General features: G+C 73.0%; 14 protein-coding genes. 11 read left to right on the top strand and 3 right to left on the bottom strand.

The window, feature by feature from the left end; translation table 11 throughout:
- Positions 1-162 precede the first annotated feature (162 nt).
- The 4 genes from PSQ21_RS09615 (at position 163) to PSQ21_RS09600 (ending at position 6,164) form a co-directional block, all read left to right on the top strand.
- A complete protein-coding gene (locus PSQ21_RS09615) occupies positions 163-960 on the top strand; it encodes a hypothetical protein (protein WP_274030020.1) in 798 nt (265 codons plus the stop codon).
- Positions 961-1,145: 185 nt separating this feature from the next.
- Complete coding sequence (locus PSQ21_RS09610) at positions 1,146-1,991, top strand: DegV family protein (RefSeq protein WP_274030019.1); 846 nt, start codon at positions 1,146-1,148, stop codon at positions 1,989-1,991.
- Positions 1,992-2,844: 853 nt separating this feature from the next.
- Positions 2,845-3,534 (top strand): ComEA family DNA-binding protein, encoded by a 690-nt coding sequence (locus PSQ21_RS09605; protein WP_337961669.1) that lies wholly within the window; start codon positions 2,845-2,847, stop codon positions 3,532-3,534.
- A gap of 173 nt (positions 3,535-3,707) precedes the next feature.
- The gene (locus PSQ21_RS09600) at positions 3,708-6,164 is read left to right on the top strand and encodes a ComEC/Rec2 family competence protein (protein ID WP_274035690.1); all 2,457 of its coding nucleotides are present in this window, start codon (positions 3,708-3,710) and stop codon (positions 6,162-6,164) included.
- Between the two features lie 11 nt (positions 6,165-6,175).
- Here the strand turns inward: PSQ21_RS09600 and PSQ21_RS09595 are convergent, their stop codons facing one another.
- Positions 6,176-6,634, bottom strand: a complete 459-nt coding sequence (locus PSQ21_RS09595; protein ID WP_274030017.1) for a pyridoxamine 5'-phosphate oxidase family protein — start codon at positions 6,632-6,634, stop codon at positions 6,176-6,178.
- Between the two features lie 122 nt (positions 6,635-6,756).
- Here PSQ21_RS09595 and PSQ21_RS09590 point away from each other — a divergent pair, with 122 nt between their 5' ends.
- Positions 6,757-7,620, top strand: a complete 864-nt coding sequence (locus PSQ21_RS09590; RefSeq protein WP_274030016.1) for an arylamine N-acetyltransferase family protein — start codon at positions 6,757-6,759, stop codon at positions 7,618-7,620.
- A 294-nt stretch (positions 7,621-7,914) separates the two neighbouring features.
- Positions 7,915-8,796: a YceI family protein gene (locus PSQ21_RS09585; protein ID WP_274030015.1), complete on the top strand. Its 882-nt coding sequence runs from the start codon at positions 7,915-7,917 to the stop codon at positions 8,794-8,796.
- Positions 8,797-8,859: 63 nt separating this feature from the next.
- Here the strand turns inward: PSQ21_RS09585 and PSQ21_RS09580 are convergent, their stop codons facing one another.
- Positions 8,860-9,105: a hypothetical protein gene (locus PSQ21_RS09580; RefSeq protein WP_032791316.1), complete on the bottom strand. Its 246-nt coding sequence runs from the start codon at positions 9,103-9,105 to the stop codon at positions 8,860-8,862.
- 101 nt (positions 9,106-9,206) lie between these two features.
- Between PSQ21_RS09580 and holA the strand changes: the two genes are divergently transcribed.
- Positions 9,207-10,193 (top strand): DNA polymerase III subunit delta, encoded by a 987-nt coding sequence (holA, locus tag PSQ21_RS09575; RefSeq protein ID WP_274030014.1) that lies wholly within the window; start codon positions 9,207-9,209, stop codon positions 10,191-10,193.
- 551 nt (positions 10,194-10,744) lie between these two features.
- Here holA and rpsT read toward each other — a convergent pair.
- Complete coding sequence (gene rpsT, locus PSQ21_RS09570; protein WP_007449624.1) at positions 10,745-11,011, bottom strand: 30S ribosomal protein S20; 267 nt, start codon at positions 11,009-11,011, stop codon at positions 10,745-10,747.
- A 216-nt stretch (positions 11,012-11,227) separates the two neighbouring features.
- Here rpsT and lepA point away from each other — a divergent pair, with 216 nt between their 5' ends.
- The 4 genes from lepA (at position 11,228) to hemW (ending at position 18,880) form a co-directional block, all read left to right on the top strand.
- Positions 11,228-13,102, top strand: a complete 1,875-nt coding sequence (gene lepA / locus PSQ21_RS09565; RefSeq protein ID WP_274030013.1) for a translation elongation factor 4 — start codon at positions 11,228-11,230, stop codon at positions 13,100-13,102.
- Between the two features lie 255 nt (positions 13,103-13,357).
- Complete coding sequence (locus PSQ21_RS09560; RefSeq protein ID WP_274030012.1) at positions 13,358-15,247, top strand: AMP-dependent synthetase/ligase; 1,890 nt, start codon at positions 13,358-13,360, stop codon at positions 15,245-15,247.
- Positions 15,248-15,452: 205 nt separating this feature from the next.
- The gene (locus PSQ21_RS09555; RefSeq protein ID WP_274030011.1) at positions 15,453-17,519 is read left to right on the top strand and encodes an ATP-binding SpoIIE family protein phosphatase; all 2,067 of its coding nucleotides are present in this window, start codon (positions 15,453-15,455) and stop codon (positions 17,517-17,519) included.
- A gap of 119 nt (positions 17,520-17,638) precedes the next feature.
- Complete coding sequence (gene hemW, locus PSQ21_RS09550) at positions 17,639-18,880, top strand: radical SAM family heme chaperone HemW (protein ID WP_274030010.1); 1,242 nt, start codon at positions 17,639-17,641, stop codon at positions 18,878-18,880.
- The last annotated feature ends 6 nt before the right edge of the window (positions 18,881-18,886 follow it).

The raw sequence follows: 18,886 nt of genomic DNA, 5'->3' as shown, positions 1-18,886 counted from the left end.
ACGGCCGGGCGGTGGCGGCCGGGTGACGGGCCCCGGGCGTCGTGAGGGCCATCCCCTACGGGCAGGTTGGGGGTTCCGAAGGAACCCTCGGCCTGCCCGTTCCGTTTACGGTGGAGGGGGCGTCCGGTACCGGCGGCCGCATCGAGACATCGAGGGGCATTCATGGAAGCCGCGATCACGATCCTGACGTTGTTCTTGGTCGCGTTCGTCGCGCTGGGTGTCTACGCGACGGTGAAGGCCGTCGGCGCGGCCAAGCGCGGTGTGGACCGCACGATCACGCAGGCCCGGCGCACGGTGGAGGACACCACGCTCCGGGCCAAGAGCTTCGGGCAGACGGGTGTCGCCGGCGAGCTGGCGCAGCTCCGGCTCGCCCTGCGCACCTCGATGCGGGCCACGCAGGACGCGCTGCACGCCGGTGTCGCCGAGGACGCGTCCCTGGCGGAGTCGGTGGCGCTGTTCCGGAGGCTGAGCGAGCACGGTCTCGAACTGGACGACGAGCTGAAGCGGCTGGAGCGTGAGCCGGACCGGGCGACGGTCGCGGGCCTGCTGCCCAAGCTCAAGGAACGCACGCAGCGGATCACGCACTCGGCGGAGTCGCTGCGCTGGGCGGCGCGGGACCGGGCGCGGCAGTTCGCCGACGACGACCTGGACGCGCTGAACGCGCAGATCGACATCGAGGCCGGCGCGCTGCGGCACTGGACCGTCGAGGAGCCGTCGGGGGCATCCGGCGCCGGGGCCCCCGCCTCGACACGGGACCACGGCCCCGGGACGGACTGGCCCGAGCCGGCCGCCTCGGCGGACCCCTCGGTGGACCCCTCGGCCGGGAAGAGCAGCACGGCAGACCAGGCGTGGTCCGGACCGGCACGCGAGGAGAGCCCGCAGGCGATCACCGCACCGGATCCCCGGCTGCGCACGACCTACCCCTGGCAGAAGTCCACCCGGCCGGAAACGACGAACTGACGCACACCGGTCCGCGTGACTCCGTCCGCCTGACTCCGTTGGCGCGACCCGTCCGCGCGATCCTGTGTGCGCGACTCCGCCGGAACGGGTGCGACGCGACCGGATACGCTCCGAAGCGGCCATGAATGATCAGAGGGCCGGGGCCGGGCTGCCGCACTCCCAGCACGCCAGGTAACCTCCGGCTCATGTCCCGCCATGTCGCTATCGTCACCGATTCCACGGCCTACCTGCCGCGCCCGACGATGGAACGGCACGGCATCACCGCAGTGCCGCTGACCGTCGTGCTGGGCGACCGGGCGCTGGAGGAGGGCACGGAGATTTCGGCCCGCTCGCTCGCCCTGGCTCTGCAGAAACGCCACTCCGTGACCACCTCCCGTCCCAGCCCCGAGGTCTTCGCCGCGGCCTACCGGACGGCGGCCGAGGGCGGTGCGGACGCGGTGGTGTCGCTGCACCTGTCGTCGGAGTTCTCCGGCACGTACGACGCCGCGCTGCTGGCGGCGAAGGACGCCCCCGTTCCGGTACGCGTCGTGGACACCGGCATGGTCGCCATGGCCCTGGGGTTCTGCGCTCTGGCGGCGGCGGAGACCGCCGAGGCGGGCGGCGGCCTGGACGAAGCGGTGTCGGCCGCGGAGAAGCGCGCCGCCGGCACCTCGGCGTATTTCTATGTCGACACTCTCGACTATCTGCGCCGGGGCGGACGCATCGGCACGGCGCGGGCCTTGCTGGGATCGGCGTTGGCGGTGAAGCCGATCCTGGAGCTCGACGGGGGACGGATCGAGATGCTGGAGAAGGTGCGGACGGCGTCCAGGGCCATTGCCCGCCTGGAAGAGATCGCCGCTGAGCGGGCGGGTACGGCCCCGGTGGACATCGCCGTCCACCACCTCGCCGCACCGGAGCGCGCGGAGCGCCTGGCCGAGCGGCTGCGCGAACGCGTCTCCGGCCTGGTCGACCTCCACGTCAGCGAGGTCGGCGCGGTCATCGGGGCGCACACGGGGCCGGGGCTGCTCGGTGCGGTGATCTCGCTGCGGTGATCCGGCTCCGGCTCCGGCTCCGGCTCGGGCTCCGGCTCCGGCTCGGGCTCGGGCTCCGGCTCCGGCTCGGGCTCCGGCTCCGGCTCCGGCTCGGGCTCCGGCTCGGGCTCCGGTGAAGGCGCGGGTCGCGTCGAGTCGAGCGGCTGAAGGTGCGGAGCTTCACCCCGAGGGGTGGCCGAGTTGTCCACAACTGCCGGACTGTCCACAGGAATCGGCGCTGCTCAGCGAGGTCGGGCGGATGTGCCTAACGTCGTGAGGCATGGCCCTTCGATCTCCTCGGGCGTCGACTCCCGACGCTCCACCCACCCCTGCCCCGTCGCCCGATTCCCCGTCCATCTCCCTCTCAGCCTCCACCCCCAGAGGCTCTGCCTCTTCCACTTCCCCTTCTACCTCCACTTCCGTTTCCGTTTCGGCGTTCCCGCCTCCGCCCGGCCCGTTGCCCGTCCGGGCGCGGCACGGATCGGGCACTCGCCCGAGTGGCCGGGCAGGTGCGGGCCCCGGCGCCCGTTTAGGAGCACGCCCCCGAGGACGGCGGTCCGCGCGAGGCCGTTCCGCCCTTGCGGTGGCGGCCGCGCGGCGCCGGGCGGATGCGCTGATGGCGGGTGCCACCGGGCTGGGGAGCGTTGCCGAGCCCGTACCGGTGAGCGAGCCGGGGTCCGTACGCGCACGTGAGCCGGAGCCTGCACCCGCACGTGAGCCGGAGCCCGTACCGGTACGCGAGGCGGCACCCGCACCCGAACCCGCGCCCGTATCCGATATCGCGGGGGAGGTGCCCAGCGGCACGCCGAGGGTGCGTCGTCTCCTGTCTGCCGTCCGGGAGCGGCTGCCGTTGTGGGTGCGGCTCCGGTGCGGGATGGCACCGCGCACCCCGGTGGTGCTCGGCCTGGTACTGCTCGCCGCCGTGGGTGTCGCCGCTTTCCACTTCTGGTCCGTACGCCCCCAGGCCGTGCGTGCGCCGGAACCGGTTGCGGACGAAGCGGCGGCGCCCGCGTGGCCACCGGATCCGTTACGGTCCGGGGGCCCCGGACCGGTCCCGCGCCCGGCGGCGGGGGAGGCGCCGGACACGGTCGGGGAGGGGAGCGGGAGGGGGCAGATCGTCGTCGATGTGAGCGGCAAGGTGCGTCGGCCGGGGGTCCGTCGGCTTCCGGCGGGATCTCGGGTGGCGGACGCGCTCGATGCGGCGGGCGGTGTGCGCGCGGGCACGGATGTGACGGGGCTCAATCGGGCGCGGGTCCTGATGGACGGTGAACAGGTCGTCGTGGGTCTACCGCCCGGCACGCCGGTCTCCGGGGCGGGCGGTAGCGGGCCCCCCGGGGCCGACGCGTCGGGTGCCGGACCGGGCGGGCCCTCGGCGCCGCTGAGCCTGAACACGGCGACCGCGGAGCAGCTTGAGACGCTGCCCGGGGTCGGGCCCGTGCTGGCCCGGCACATGATCGACTACCGCGCGGAGAACAACGGATTCCGGTCCGTCGGCGAGCTCCGCCAGGTCCGCGGGATCGGCGACCGCCGTTTCGCCGAACTCCAGCCGCTCGTACGCCCATGAGCAGCCGCGGTGCCCGGCTCGACTCCCGGGCCACGGGCACGGACATCCTCGGAAGCGGCCACCGGCCCGACGGCGGGAGCGGCGGCGACGCGGGCGGTTCAACATGTGCGCCGCGCACTCCGGGGCCCCCGCGTGCCCCAGGTCCTCCGCGTCCTCCGGGTGATGCGGGTGCGCTGGGTGGAGCCGGCTCGCGCGGGGAGGGGCCCGCGGACCTGCGGCTCGTTCCGCCCGCGCTGGCGGTCTGGGCGGCTGCGGCGTCGACGCTGGGGCTGCCGGGGAGGTGGGTGGCCGCCGTGGCCGCCGCCTGTCTGGTCCCGGCGGTCGTTCTGCTGGTGGCGGCGGCGCGCACCTCTCGGGAGGGGCGGCCCGCCGCGTGGTCCCGGGTCGTCGCCGCCGGGGGAGCCGTCCTGCTGTGCGCGGCGGCGGGCGCGGCCGTGGCCGGACTTCACGGGGCCGATGTGCGGCGCGGCCCTGTCCCCGGGCTGGCAGGGGAGTACGCGCGGATCGACGCCGACATCCGGGTGACCTCGGATCCCCGGACGACCCGTCCGGCGGTGCGGGGCAACCACAGCGCCCCGGCCCTGCTCCTGATCGACGCCGAGGTCATGGAGGTTCGGACACCGGACGGCCCGGGCACCCGGGTCCGGACACCGGTGCTGCTCATGGTCGCGCCGGGCGACCACCGGGCGGACTGGCAGAAGCTGCTGCCGTCCACCCGACTCCGGCTCGGCGGGCGGCTCTCGCCCCCCGCCCACGAGGGCGAACGCCTGGCGGCGGTCCTGCGGGTGGACGCCGAGCGGGCTCCCCGGATCACCGGGCCGCCGACGTGGATCCAGCGCGCGGCCGGGGAACTGCGCGCCGGCCTGCGGCAGGCGACGGACGAGCTGGACGCGGACGCGCGTGCGCTGTTGCCGGGGCTGGTGGTCGGTGACACCTCCAGGGTCCCGTCCGAGCTCCACGACGCCTTCAAGGCGACCGATCTGACGCACCTCTTGAGCGTGTCCGGGGCCAATCTCTCGATTCTGCTCTTTCTCCTCGTCGGGCCGCCGGGGTCGGCGCTGAGCGCCGAACGGCGTGGTCTGGCACCCCTGTTGGGACTGTCCCTGCGGGGGACCGCGTTGATCGGTGGTGGGCTGACCCTCGCCTTCATCGTCGTCTGCCGTCCCGAACCGAGCGTGCTCCGCGCGGCGGCCTGCGGTCTCATCACGCTCCTCGCGATCGGAACGGGCCGTCGGAGGTCGCTCATTCCCGCCCTGGCGGCGGCTGTGGTCCTCCTGGTCCTCTACGATCCCTGGCTGGCCCGGAGCTACGGCTTTCTGCTGTCGGTGCTGGCCACCGGTGCGCTGCTGACCCTCGCGCCACGGTGGAGTGCCGTCCTGCGGGCGCGGCGGGTGCCGGGCAGGCTCGCCGAGGTGCTGGCCGCCGCGGCTGCCGCGCAGGCCGTGTGCGCACCCGTGGTGGTGGTCCTGGCGTCGCGGGTCAGCCTGGTGGCGGTGCCCTGCAATCTGCTGGCGGAGTTCGCGGTGGCACCGGCGACGGTGCTCGGGTTCGCGGCCCTCGCCGTCGCCCCGGTCGCCCCGCCGGTGGCCGAGCTGCTGGCCAGGGTCGCCGCCTGGCCGGTCGAGTGGATCGCCGCGGTCGCCCGCACGGGGGCGGGTCTCCCCGGGGCGGAGGCGCAGTGGCCCGGAGGGTGGCCCGGCGCGGCACTGCTGGCCGGTCTCACGGTGGCGGTCGTGCTTCTCGCCCCGAGGCTGGCCGGTCGCCCCTGGATCTGCGCGGCCGTCGGGCTGCTTCTCGTGCTGGCGGTGCTGAGGCCGGTTCCGCTGACCCGGATCATGACCGGATGGCCGCCGCCCGACTGGGCGTTCGCGCTCTGCGACGTGGGGCAGGGGGACGCGATGGTGCTCAGGGCGGGGGACGGCACGGGCGTGGTCGTCGACGCCGGACCCGACCCCCGTGCGGTCGACCGGTGCCTGCGCGACCTCGCGGTGACCCGGGTCCCGCTCGTGGTGCTCACCCACTTCCACGCCGACCACGTTCGCGGGCTGCCGGGTGTGCTCCGGGGCAGGGCGGTGGGTGCGATCCAGACGACGAACCTCGAAGAGCCGCCGGACCAGGCCGCGTTCGTACGGCGGACAGCGGCTGCGGCGCGGGTCCGGACGGTGCGGGCCGTGGCCGGTGAGCACCGCCGGTCGGGCCCGGTCGACTGGAGGGTCCTCTGGCCGCGTCAGGATCCCGGGGCGGCGGGGGCGGCGGCGGTGCGGGAGCCGAACGACTCCAGCGTCACCCTGCGCGTACGGGCGGCCGGCGGGCTGACGCTGCTGCTCCTCGGCGACCTCGAACCCCTGGCCCAGCGGGAGTTGTCGCGCGTCCCGGGAGCGTTGGGCCCGGTGGACGTCCTCAAGGTGGCCCACCACGGCTCGGCCTTCCAGGACGCCGGGCTGCTCCACGGCGTACGACCGGGACTGGCGCTCATCTCCTGCGGCGCGGACAACCCGTACGGTCACCCCTCCGCCCGCACGGTGGGCGCCCTCAGGGCGGCCGGGGCCCGGGTCCTGCGCACCGACACCGACGGCGCGATCGCGGTGACGCGCGCCGGGAAGGAGCTGCGGGCGGTGGGCCGGTCATGACTTCGCGCGGGTCAGACCAGCCAGGTGCCGGAGAGCATCAGGTCGCGGTCGGCGAGTTCGTTGACCTCGCGCCAGGCGCGCACGGTGTGGGGGGTGATGCGCAGGAACACCCAGGGGGAGCTGCGCGGGTCCCACCGGAGCTTCGCGACGAAAGCGTCCCTCGTCGCGGCGGGAAGGTCCCTTCCCTCCAGGATCCTCGCCTCCCCCTCGATCAGCACCACATCGCGGGTGGGGCCGAGGGTGACGCGGATCGGGCCGCCGGGCGTCACGTTGACGGCGGTCGGATTGGTCCGCCGGGTGGCCATGACCAGGGTGCCGGTGTCCTCCTCCCAGAGGAACGACAGCGGCACCAGAGTGGGGACCCCGTCCGGGGAGGCCGTGGCCACCCACGCGTCTTCGTCCTGGCGCAGGTGGCCAAGGACATCCTGCTTGCGCTGTTCCCGGGTGCGCGGGGGAGCGTGTTCGGTCATGCCCGACACGCTAGACGACGGCCACCGTGCCCGGCCTCGGGCAACAGTCCTCGGCCAGGAGACCTAGGCCCTGTCGGGGGACCGGTGGTCCTCGGGGGCGGGAGCGGGCGCAGACTGGACCCATGACCTCGCAGACACCCATGGCGTCCGGTGCCTCCGTCCCGGGACCCGGCAACGGCGATGAGGGCATCACCGCCGCCGCGGTTGACGCCTATCTCGCCCGGATCGGCGCCGACCGTCCGGTGCGGGCCGACATCGAAGCGCTGCGCGGCCTGCAGCACCGGCACCTCCTCGCTGTTCCCTTCGAGAACCTCTCGATCCACCTGGGTGAGGACATCGTGCTGGAGGAACGGGCGCTGATGGACAAGGTGACCGGCGGTCGCGGCGGCTTCTGCTATGAACTGAACGGCGCGTTCGGGGCGTTGCTGCGTGCCCTCGGCTTCCGTGTGACCCTGCTCCAGGCGCGGGTCTTCGGCGACGGCGGCCGGCTCGGCATCCCGTACGACCACATGGCGCTGCGGGTGGAGACCGAGGACGGTACGGGGCCCTGGCTGGCGGACGTCGGGTTCGGTGACCACGCGCTGTGGCCGCTGGCGCTCGACGACCGGACGGAACAGGAGGACCCCCGGGGCGTGTTCCGGCTCCGCCGGGCGCCGCAGGGGGACCTGGATCTGCTGCGCGGCGGCTCACGGCAGTTCCGGCTCGATCCGAGGCCACGGACGCTGTCGGAGTTCCGGGGCGGGGCCTGGTACCACCGCACCTCGCCGGACTCGTATTTCACCCGGTCGCTCGTGTGCTCCCGGTACACGGAGACCGGGCGGGTGACGCTGAGCGGACGGACCCTGGTCACCACGGTCGGCGGGGATCGGCACCGTACGGATCTGGTCACGGACGAGGAGGTGCTCGCCGCCTACCGGGACCACTTCGGGATGCGGCTCACCCGGGTTCCCGGGCTCCGGGAGGCGGGCGCCGTGCCCGGTGCGTGACGCCGGACGGGACCCGCGAACGTCGCGTCCGACTGATCCACACCAGCGGAACCAGCGATTCGGACCTTCGGTAACACCTGTGCACAGCTCGTCACAGTTCGTCGCACCTCGCCCTACGTGCGCACACCTCATTACACCTTCGAGCAGCTCAGTACAAGACCCTCCGAGCTCCTCCGTTTGCCTCGAACGCCGCAATAGTGATCGAATGCATGCTCGTCGGCGGGCCGCTGATCCGACAAGGACGTCCACCTGTCAGGGGCCCGAAGCAGGAAGCGCCCCTGGGGGTACGTAGAGATGTTCGGCCGTTGGCTGGGAAACAGAGGCCAGGCGGGTGGGCGCGGTGGGGGCCTCGCCGGATTCCAGGTGCCCCGTACCGCGGGCGTGCTCAACTGCCGGGTGCTGGACCCGGTCAACGAACCGGTTCAGCACGCCGAGTTCGTCGTGACCGACAGCGCGGGCCGCAAGGTGACAGGCGGCGAGACGGACCCCTTCGGCAGTGTTCTCAGCACGGTTCCGGCGGGCGACTACCGGCTGGCGATCACGGCCGAGGGCTTCACCCCGTTCCACGGGGCGGTGACGGTCGCCGAGGGGGCGCACGCCACCCTGGGCGACGTGACCCTTCAGGTGGCCCAGCCCCCGCAGCTGCCCGACCCCGGCGACTGGGACATCGAGCCGAACCACTCGCAGATCGGTTTCACCGCCCGGCACATCGGGCTGGCCCGCATCCACGGCAGGTTCAACACCTTCGCCGGGGCGGTCCGGATCGCCGACCGCATGGAGGACTCCGCCATGCACGTGATCATCGACGCGGCCTCGATCGACACCAACGTGCAGATGCGCGACGACCACCTGCGCTCCGGCGACTTCCTCGACGTCGGCCGCTACCCGACGCTGGAGTTCTACAGTGAGCGCTTCGTCCACCGGGGCGGCAGCCGGTGGGGCGTCACTGGTGCGCTGACCCTGCACGGCGTCAGCCGTACGGTGACGCTGGACACCCAGTACCTCGGCATCGGCAGCGGCCTCGAGGGCGAGACGCGCGCCGCCTGCCGGGCCACCACCGAACTGCACCGCGAGGACTTCACCCTCACCTGGCAGACCATGGTGGCGCGCGGGATCGCCGTGGTGGGCCCGAGCATCGTCATCGACCTGGACATCCAGATCGTCCCCAAGAGCTGAGCCGCCCGGAGGTTCCCCGGGCCGTGCCGGCCCGACCGTCCTCCAGGCGGTGGCGGCCGGACGTCACGGCTTCTCCAGCCAGCCCTCGTACTCCTCCGCGAACGCGTCCAGCGCGGCCGGGTCCAGGCGTCCGGCCGCGTCCTCCACGACCACCAGCCACTGGGCGTCCTCGGCGTCGTCCTCACCGGCCAGCGCGTCCCGTACGAGCTGAGGCTCCTCGGCGACGCCGAAGCGGTCCGCCAGCTCCCCGGCCACCTCCTCCGCGGCGTCGCGGTCGGGCAGCACCAGTACATGTCTCACATCGCTCACCCGGTCATTCTCCGGTACGGGCATCCGTGCCCCGCGCCCCGGGGCGGCCGGGCCGTCGGGGCCGTCCGGGCTGTCAGTGGGGCGTGGGATGCTGGACCGCGATGGCCACCAGGAAGAATTCCACCGACGATCCGCTCGCGCCCCTCACCCTCGCCGTGGGCCAGGAGGACCTCCTCCTGGACCGTGCGGTGCAGCAGGTGGTGGCGGCCGCCCGCGCCGCCGACGCCGACACGGACGTACGTGATCTGGCGTCCGACCAGTTGCAGCCCGGCACGCTCGCCGAGCTCACCAGCCCCTCGCTCTTCGCCGAGCGCAAGGTCGTGATCGTGCGCAACGCGCAGGACCTCTCGGCCGACACGGTCAAGGACGTCAAGGCGTATCTCGGCGCGCCGGTCGAGGAGATCACGCTCGTCCTGCTGCACGCGGGCGGCGCCAAGGGCAAGGGGCTGCTGGACGCGGCGCGCAAGGCCGGGGCGCGGGAGGTCGCCTGCCCGAAGACCACCAAGCCCGCCGAGCGGCTCTCCTTCGTACGGTCGGAGTTCCGGGCGCTCGGGCGGGCCGCGACGCCGGAGGCCTGCCAGGCGCTGGTCGATTCCATCGGCAGCGATCTGCGGGAGCTGGCGAGCGCGGTGTCCCAGCTGGTCGCGGACGTCGAGGGCACGATCGACGAGGCGGTCGTCGGGCGCTATTACACCGGGCGGGCGGAGGCCTCTTCGTTCACCGTTGCCGACCGGGCGGTCGAGGGGCGGGCGGCGGAGGCGCTGGAGGCGCTGCGCTGGTCGCTGTCGACCGGGGTCCCGCCCGTCCTGATCACCAGCGCGCTGGCGCAGGGGGTGCGGGCGATCGGGAAGCTGTCCTCGGCCCGGGGCGGCCGGCCGGCCGATCTGGCCCGGGAGCTGGGCATGCCGCCGTGGAAGATCGACCGGGTGCGGCAGCAGATGCGGGGGTGGACGCCGGACGGGGTGGCGGTGGCCCTGCGGGCCGTGGCAGCGGCGGACGCGGGCGTGAAGGGCGGGGGGGACGATCCCGAGTACGCCCTGGAGAAGGCCGTCGTCGTGGTCGCCCGGGCCGCGCGGGCGGGCCGGTAGGCCCTCGCGGGGCGGGGTCGTCGTCGCCGCGGCGCGCGGGGCGCGGGGCGCAGAACTGGCGGGGCGGGGCGGGCGGCGCGCCGCGGCGGGCGGGCCTCGGGAGCGCGTCGGCTCCGTCCTTGAGCGCCGGGCGGGCCGGACGTGCGCCGGGCGGCCGGATGTGCCCCAGGAGGGCCGGACGTGCGCCGGGCGGGCTGAACGTGCCCGGGCGGTCGGATGTGCCCGGGCGGGCTGAACGTGCCCGGGCGGCCGGATGTGCGCTGGGCGGGCTGAACGTGCCCCGGACGCGCCGAGTGGCGCCCCCGCCCGCGCGCGGGATGCCCCTCGCAGGTTTCGCCGGCCTCGGACCGGCTGGACATCCGGATGCGCGGAAGCCCCGGCTCACGATCTGGGGAGATCGTGGGCCGGGGCTTCCGGGTCACACTCGGGGTGCGCCGCACCCGCGTGGCGAACGCAGGTTCGGTGTGCGGCGCGGGGTGCCGGTCAGGGGCGGGAGAGAGGGCCCGTCTGGTCCGTTCCGGCGGTCACATCAGTGAGCTCCGGGAAGAAGCTCAGGCCTGCAGGGAGGCAACCTTGGACGCCAGCGCCGACTTCTTGTTGGCGGCGGCGTTCTTGTGGATGACACCCTTCGAGACAGCCTTGTCGAGCTGACGGGAAGCGTCGCGGACGGCCGTGGTGGCCTTCTCGACGTCACCGGCAGCGGCGGCCTCGCGGGCCTTGCGGATCGCGGTCTTGAGCGACGACTTGACGGCCTTGTTGCGCAGGCGCGCCTTCTCGTTGGTCTTGTTCCGCTTGATCTGGGACTTGATGTTCGCCACGAATAGAGCCTTTTCAGGTTCGTTGGATCTTCCAGGTGAGCCGCGCCGCTCGTGAGAGCCACGAGGCACAGCTGCCCACGGTAGCAGTCACCCTCCGACCGGCCCAAACCGGTCGCTGTCCCGCAGGCGTGGGACGATGGAGCCTACGTATCGATCCGACCGACCCGACATCGACCCGAGACACGGCGTTCGGCGTCTCAAGAATCAGGACCCTGCGTGCCCGCGACTCCTTCCAACGTGCCCGAGCCGAGCCGTACCGACCCGGCGCTGATCCGCAATTTCTGCATCATCGCGCACATCGACCACGGCAAGTCGACCCTTGCCGACCGGATGCTTCAGCTGACCGGAGTGGTCGACCAACGGCAGATGCGTGCTCAGTACCTCGACCGGATGGACATCGAGCGCGAGCGCGGCATCACCATCAAGTCCCAGGCCGTCCGGTTGCCCTGGGCCCCCAACACGGGTGAGGACACGGGCACCACCCACGTCCTCAACATGATCGACACCCCGGGCCACGTGGACTTCACCTACGAGGTCTCCCGTTCGCTCGCGGCCTGCGAGGGCACGATCCTGCTGGTCGACGCCGCGCAGGGCATCGAGGCCCAGACGCTGGCCAACCTCTATCTCGCGATGGAGAACGACCTCACCATCGTCCCGGTGCTCAACAAGATCGACCTCCCGGCCGCCCAGCCGGAGAAGTTCTCCGAGGAGCTGGCCAACCTCATCGGCTGCCAGCCCGAGGACGTGCTCAAGGTCTCCGCGAAGACCGGCGTCGGCGTGGACGCGCTGCTCGACCGGGTCGTGCGGGACGTGCCGGCCCCGGTCGGCGTCGCGGACGCCCCCGCCCGCGCGATGATCTTCGACTCGGTCTACGACTCGTACCGCGGTGTCGTCACCTACGTCCGTGTCGTCGACGGCCAGCTCAACAAGCGCGAGCGCATCCGCATGATGTCCACCGGCGCCACCCACGAGCTGCTGGAGATCGGAGTGTCCTCCCCGGAGATGACCCCGGCCGACGGCATCGGCGTGGGCGAGGTCGGCTACATCATCACCGGGGTGAAGGACGTCCGGCAGTCCAAGGTCGGTGACACGATCACCTCCCTGCAGAACGGGGCGACCGAGGCGCTGGGCGGTTACAAGGACCCGAAGCCGATGGTGTTCTCGGGGCTGTACCCGCTGGACGGCTCGGACTACCCGGACCTGCGCGAGGCGCTGGACAAGCTCCAGCTCAACGACGCCGCCCTGGTCTACGAGCCGGAGACCTCCGCCGCGCTCGGCTTCGGATTCCGCGTCGGCTTCCTCGGCCTGCTCCACCTGGACGTGGTCCGCGAGCGGCTGGAGCGCGAGTTCGGCCTCGACCTGATCGCCACCGCCCCCAACGTGGTCTACCGCGTCGAGATGGAGGACGGCACCGAGCACATCGTCACCAACCCGAGCGAGTTCCCCGAGGGCAAGATCGACAAGGTGCACGAGCCGGTCGTCCGCGCCACGGTGCTGGCCCCGAGCGAGTTCATCGGCGCGATCATGGAGCTGTGCCAGGGCCGGCGCGGCACCCTCCTCGGCATGGACTACCTCTCCGAGGACCGCGTCGAGATCCGCTACACCCTGCCGCTCGCGGAGATCGTCTTCGACTTCTTCGACCAGCTGAAGTCCAAGACCCGGGGGTACGCCTCCCTCGACTACGAGCCCACCGGCGAGCAGTCGGCGCAGCTCGTCAAGGTCGACATCCTGCTGCACGGCGACAAGGTGGACGCGTTCTCCGCGGTCACCCACAAGGACAAGGCGTACGCGTACGGCGTGCGGCTCGTCGCCAAGCTGCAGAAGCTCATCCCCCGGCAGAACTTCGAGGTGCCGATCCAGGCGGCCATCGGCGCCCGGGTCATCGCCCGTGAGACCGTCCGCGCCATCCGTAAGGACGTCCTCGCCAAGTGCTACGGCGGTGACATCTCCCGTAAGCGGAAGCTGCTGGAGAAGCAGAAGGAGGGCAAGAAGCGGATGAAGATGGTCGGCAACGTGGAGGTTCCGCAGGACGCCTTCATCTCCGTCCTGTCGACCGACGAGTCCGCGGGTGAGAGCAAGGGCAAGAAGTAGTCCGCTCTCCAGGGCCCCCATGCCGCGGTACCGGCGTGGGGGCCCTTTCGTTATGAAAGCGGCGGCCTGTTGCCTCTTACGCGGCGGACACGCGCGCTCTACTCTGATCACGACTCGACGGTTACTGGTGAGTTAAACAAGCCGAACGAGCAGGTTGCGCAGCAGGACGAGAGCAGTAGGCAGAGTAGGACGACAGCAGTCAGTCGCCGTATCAGAGAAGCCGGTCGTAGCAATGCCGCAGGCCCGGAGGACGTCGTGAGCGACACACAGACCTTGATCGATAACCGGCCGCCCTCCGTGGCGGTGCTCTTCATGGACCGCGTGGCGGCGACCCCGGACCGGGAGGCGTACCGCTATCCGGTGCCGTCGGCCTCGGGCACGGGTCCCGACGACTGGAAGTCGCTGAGCTGGGGCCAGGCCTCGGAGCGGGTCTACGCGGTCGCCGCCGGGCTGATCGCGCTCGGCGTGCGGCCGGAGGAGCGGGTCGCGCTCGCCTCGGCCACCCGGGTGGAATGGGTCCTCATCGACCTCGGGGTGATGTGCGCGGGTGCCGCGACCACGACGATCTACCCCTCCACGAACGCCGCGGAGTCCGCGTTCATCCTGGCCGACTCCGAGAGCCGGATCCTCATCGCGGAGAACGCCGAGCAGCTGGCAAAGGCCCGGGAGATCCGCGCCGACCTGCCGGACCTCGCCCATGTCGTGGTCATCGACCCGGCCGGCGTCGAGCCCGCCGAGGGCGACCCCGAGGGCTGGATCATGACCCTCGCCGAGCTGGAGGCCCAGGGCGCCGAGCTCCTCGCCAAGACCCCGGACGCGGTCACCGAGCGGGTCGCCGCGATCACCGCCGACCAGCTCGCCACCCTCATCTACACCTCGGGCACGACCGGCCGCCCCAAGGGCGTGCGGCTGCCGCACGACAACTGGTCGTACATGGCCAAGGCCACCGTGGCGACCGGGATGATCACGCCCGAGGACGTGCAGTACCTCTGGCTGCCGCTCGCCCACGTCTTCGGCAAGGTCCTCACCTCCGGGCAGATCGAGGTCGGCCACGTCACCGCGATCGACGGCCGCATCGACAAGATCATCGAGAACCTGCCGGTCGTCCGGCCGACCTACATGGCCGCCGTGCCCCGGATCTTCGAGAAGGTCTACAACGGGGTCGCCTCCAAGGCCCGCGCGGGCGGTGGCGCCAAGTACAAGATCTTCCAGTGGGCGGCCGGGGTCGCCCGCGAGTACGCCAAGGTCTCCCAGGACAACTTCCGCCGCACCGGCAAGGCCTCCGTCCCCTTCGCGCTCGGCGCCAAGCACAAGGTCGCCGACGCGCTCGTCTTCTCCAAGATCCGTGAGGCCTTCGGCGGCCGGCTGCGCGCCTGCATCTCCGGCTCCGCCGCCCTCGCCCCGGACATCGGCTACTTCTTCGCGGGCGCGGGCGTCCACGTCCTGGAGGGCTACGGCCTCACCGAGACCAGCGCCGCCTCCTTCGTCAACCCGGGCGAGGCCTACCGCACCGGCACCGTCGGCAAGCCGCTCCCCGGCACCGAGGTGCGCATCGCCGACGACGGCGAGATCCTGCTGCGCAGCCCCGGCGTCATGCAGGGCTACCACAAACTGCCAGACAAGACCGAAGAGGTCCTGGAGTCGGACGGCTGGATCCACACCGGGGACATCGGCGAGCTGTCGGCCGACGGCTACCTGAGCATCACCGACCGCAAGAAGGACCTGATCAAGACGTCCGGCGGCAAGTACGTCGCCCCGGCGGAGGTCGAGGGTCAGTTCAAGGCGGTCTGCCCGTTCGTCTCCAACATCCTGGTGCACGGCGCGGACCGTAACTTCTGCACCGCGCTCATCGCGCTCGACGGACCCACCCTCCTCGGCTGGGCCGCCGAGAACGGCATGGAGGGCAAGTCGTACGCGGAGGTCGTCGCCGCCCCGCAGACCGTCGAGCTGATCGACGGGTACGTCAAGCGCCTCAACGAGGGCCTCCAGCGCTGGCAGAGCATCAAGAAGTTCCGCCTCCTGCCGCGCGACCTGGACGTCGAGCACGGCGAGCTGACCCCCAGCCTCAAGCTGAAGCGGCCGGTCGTCGAGCGGGAGTACCGGGGGCTCATCGACGAGATGTACGCGGGCTCGCGCGAGGCGTAGGAGCTTCTCCCGGGAAGCGCGGGCGGGGCGGGTGCCGGACATGATGTGTCCGGCACCCGCCCCGCCCGTTGTCCACGTCCCGTTGCGTTTCCCGCATCCTTGCGTTCGCACATGCTCGATTTTCTGCCCACTTCGGTAACTCGGTGCTTATGGACGCGGCCGGTCTGTCACTCTGTCGGTGTCGTCGGACCGGAGGAGCCGCACCGTGGCGCCCATTCCCTTGCAGCGGGACACCGTGCAGCGTCCCGGCACCACCCGCGCCGGGTACGCGCACGGCCCGCGCCCGGCCAGCCGTACCAGCCTGCCCGGCATCCCGCTCGCCCCGGCCGCCGCCCGCCGGTTCGTGCGGGCCGCGCTCGCGGAGTGGACCGGGATCGGGGTGCCCGCGGCCGTCGGTTTCAGCGACCGGCTGGCCGACGACGCCGTGACCGTCACCAACGAGCTGGTCACCAACGCCGTCGTGCACGCCGGGACCACGGTCGACCTGGTTCTCAGGCTGGAGGAGGAGGGCGACGGCGAGGAGCCGACGGCCGCCCTCGTCCTGGAGGTCACCGACCACCACCCGGCCCGCCCGGTGAGCGGCGACGAGCGCGGGGCGGGCCCCGGACCGGCCGGGGCGTACGCGGGGGAGCTGCCCGACCCCGCCGAGTACGGCCGGGGCCTCCAGCTCGTCGCCACCCTCGCCGACTCCTGGGGCATCACCTACCGCACCGGCCTCAAGACCGTCTGGGCCCGCCTCCCCGTCGACGACTGGAGCGCCCCGCCCGCCCCGCCCGACGGGGAGGCCCTCAGACGCGGGCTGCGCGCCGCCGAGATCCTCGCCCCCGCGGCCAGGCGCGTCGAGCGCGACGACGCGGTCTGGGACAGCCGGGGCGCCCCGGCCTTCCTCGCCGAGGCCTCCGACCTGCTCGCCGGGCAGCTCGACGAGGACCTGGTGGCCGCCATAGCGGGCCAGCTGCTGGTGCCCCGGCTGGCGGACTGGTGCGCGATCTGGCTGGAGACCGAGGGTGGGGGTCCGGCCGCCGAGCCCCGGCTCGCCCGGGTCTGGCACAGCGACGAGACCGGTACCGAGCCCCTGCGCGCCGCCCTGGAGAAGGAGCCGCTCCGCCTCCCGGCCGGCGTCGGCTCCGGCCCCGTGTCCGTCCCCGTCCCCTGGCCCGCCCACCCCGCCGACGAGGGCCGGGAGGACGGGGAGGGCCGGAACGGCTGGAAGGACCGGGAGGGCCGGAACGGCTGGAAGGACCGGGAGGACTGGGAGCACCGGGAGGACCGGGAGGGCACCCCCGTACCGCTCCCGCACCCCGGCGGCCGGGGCGGGGCCGCGCTCGCGTTCCGGATCACCGCGGGCGGCCGGGCGCTCGGCACCGTCCTCGTCGGCCGCGAGGGTGTCGCCCGGATGCCGGAGGCGGTGGCGTCGCTGATCGAGGACTTCGTCCGCCGCCTCGGCCTCGCCGTCGGCGCGGCCCGCGCCTACACCCGGCAGGCCACCATCAGCCGGATCCTCCAGCGCGGCCTGCTCCCGAGCAAGGTCGCCGAGATCCCCGGTGTCACCAGCGCCCTCGTCTACGAACCGAGCGACGACGGGGTGGTCGGGGGTGACTTCTACGACATCTTCCCGTGCCCCGGCGACCGCTGGTGCTTCGTCCTCGGCGACGTCCAGGGCAGCGGCCCCGAGGCCGCCGTCGTCACCGGCCTCGCCCGCCCCTGGCTGCGGCTGCTCTCCCGGGAGGGCTTCGGCGTCGGGGAGGTCCTGGACCGGCTGAACCGGCTGCTCCTCGACGACGCCATGGAGGCCGCCGAGGCCGCCGCCCTGATGGTCGCCGCCGCCGGGGGCCAGCAGCTCCACGACGGCACCCAGTCACGGTTCCTCTCCCTGCTGTACGGGGAGGTCGTGCCGCTCCCCGGCGGCGGGGTCCGCTGCACGGTGGCCAGCGCCGGGCACCCGCTGCCGCTGCTGCTGCGCCCCGACGGCTCCGTACGCCCGGCCGCCGAGCCGCAGGTGCTGCTCGGGGTCGTCGAGGACGTGGCGTACGAGAGCCAGATCTTCGACCTCACGCCCGGGGACACCCTGCTCTGTGTCACGGACGGGGTGACCGAGCGCCGGTCGGGCCCGCTGATGTTCGACGACGGGGACGGGCTGGCCCAGGTGCTGGCCGGGTGCGCCGGGCTGCCGGCCGAGGCGACGGCCGAGCGCATCCGGCGGGCCGTCCACGAGTTCGCCGAGCAGCCCCCGGACGACGACGTGGCCCTGCTGGTCCTGCACGCGAACTGAACGACGCCGGCCAGGAGCCGCCCGGTGCGGACTGAACCATGCCGGACGGGAGCCCGGTGCGGACTGGAGCCCGCCGGACCGAAGCGGCCCGGTAAGGACAGCTTCCGCGGCGAGTGACAATGGACGGTATGCCTTCCGTACTGCCCGATGGTGAGCCCGTGCCCGACGACGGGGCGCTGCCGCGCCACGCCCTGGAAGGCGCAGCCGACCGCCCGCTCGGCTTCTACCTGCACGTCCCCTACTGCGCCACCCGCTGCGGCTACTGCGACTTCAACACCTACACCGCCACCGAGCTGCGCGGCTCCGGCGGGGCGCTGGCCTCCCGCGACAACTACGCCGCCCACCTGATCGAGGAGGTCCGCCAGGCCCGCAAGGTCCTCGGCGACGACCCCCGCCCCGTGCGCACGGTCTTCGTCGGCGGCGGCACCCCCACCCTGCTGCCCGCCGCCGACCTCGTACGGATGCTGGCATCGATCAAGGAGGAGTTCGGGCTCGCGGAGGACGCGGAGATCACCACCGAGGCGAACCCCGAGTCCGTCGACCCGGCCTACCTGGCCGCCCTCCGCGAGGGCGGCTTCAACCGGGTCTCCTTCGGCATGCAGAGCGCCAAGCAGCACGTCCTGAAGATCCTGGACCGCACCCACACCCCCGGCCGCCCCGAGGCCTGCGTCGCCGAGGCCCGTGCGGCGGGCTTCGACCACGTCAACCTCGACCTGATCTACGGCACCCCCGGCGAGTCCGACGACGACTGGCGGGCCACCCTGGACGCCGCGATCGGCGCGGGCCCCGACCACGTCTCCGCGTACGCCCTGATCGTCGAGGAGGGCACCCAGCTCGCCCGCCGCATCCGGCGCGGCGAGATCCCGATGACCGACGACGACGCGCACGCCGACCGCTACCTCATCGCGGACGAGGCGTTCGCCGCCGCCGGCTTCGACTGGTACGAGGTCTCCAACTGGGCCACCACCGAGGCGGGCCGCTGTCTGCACAACGAGCTGTACTGGCGCGGCGCCGACTGGTGGGGCGCGGGCCCCGGAGCCCACAGCCACGTCGGCGGCGTGCGCTGGTGGAACGTGAAGCACCCCGGCGCGTACGCCCAGGCGCTCTCCGAGGGCCGCTCACCCGGCGCGGGCCGCGAGATCCTCGGCGAGGAGGACCGCCGCGTCGAGCGCATCCTGCTGGAACTGCGGCTGCGCGAGGGCTGCCCGCTCTCCCTCCTGAAAGCCGACGGTCTCGCCGCCTCCCGCCGCGCCCTGGCCGACGGGCTGCTGGCCCCGGAACCGTACGGGCGGGGCCGCGCGGTCCTCACCCTGCGCGGGCGGCTCCTCGCCGACGCCGTCGTCCGCGACCTGGTCGACTGACCCGGG

The organism is Streptomyces sp. MMBL 11-1, from assembly GCF_028622875.1.
Taxonomy (GTDB): Bacteria; Actinomycetota; Actinomycetes; order Streptomycetales; family Streptomycetaceae; genus Streptomyces.
Note: the sequence above shows the minus strand (reverse complement) of the source record. Positions and strands in the feature narration are given on the sequence as shown.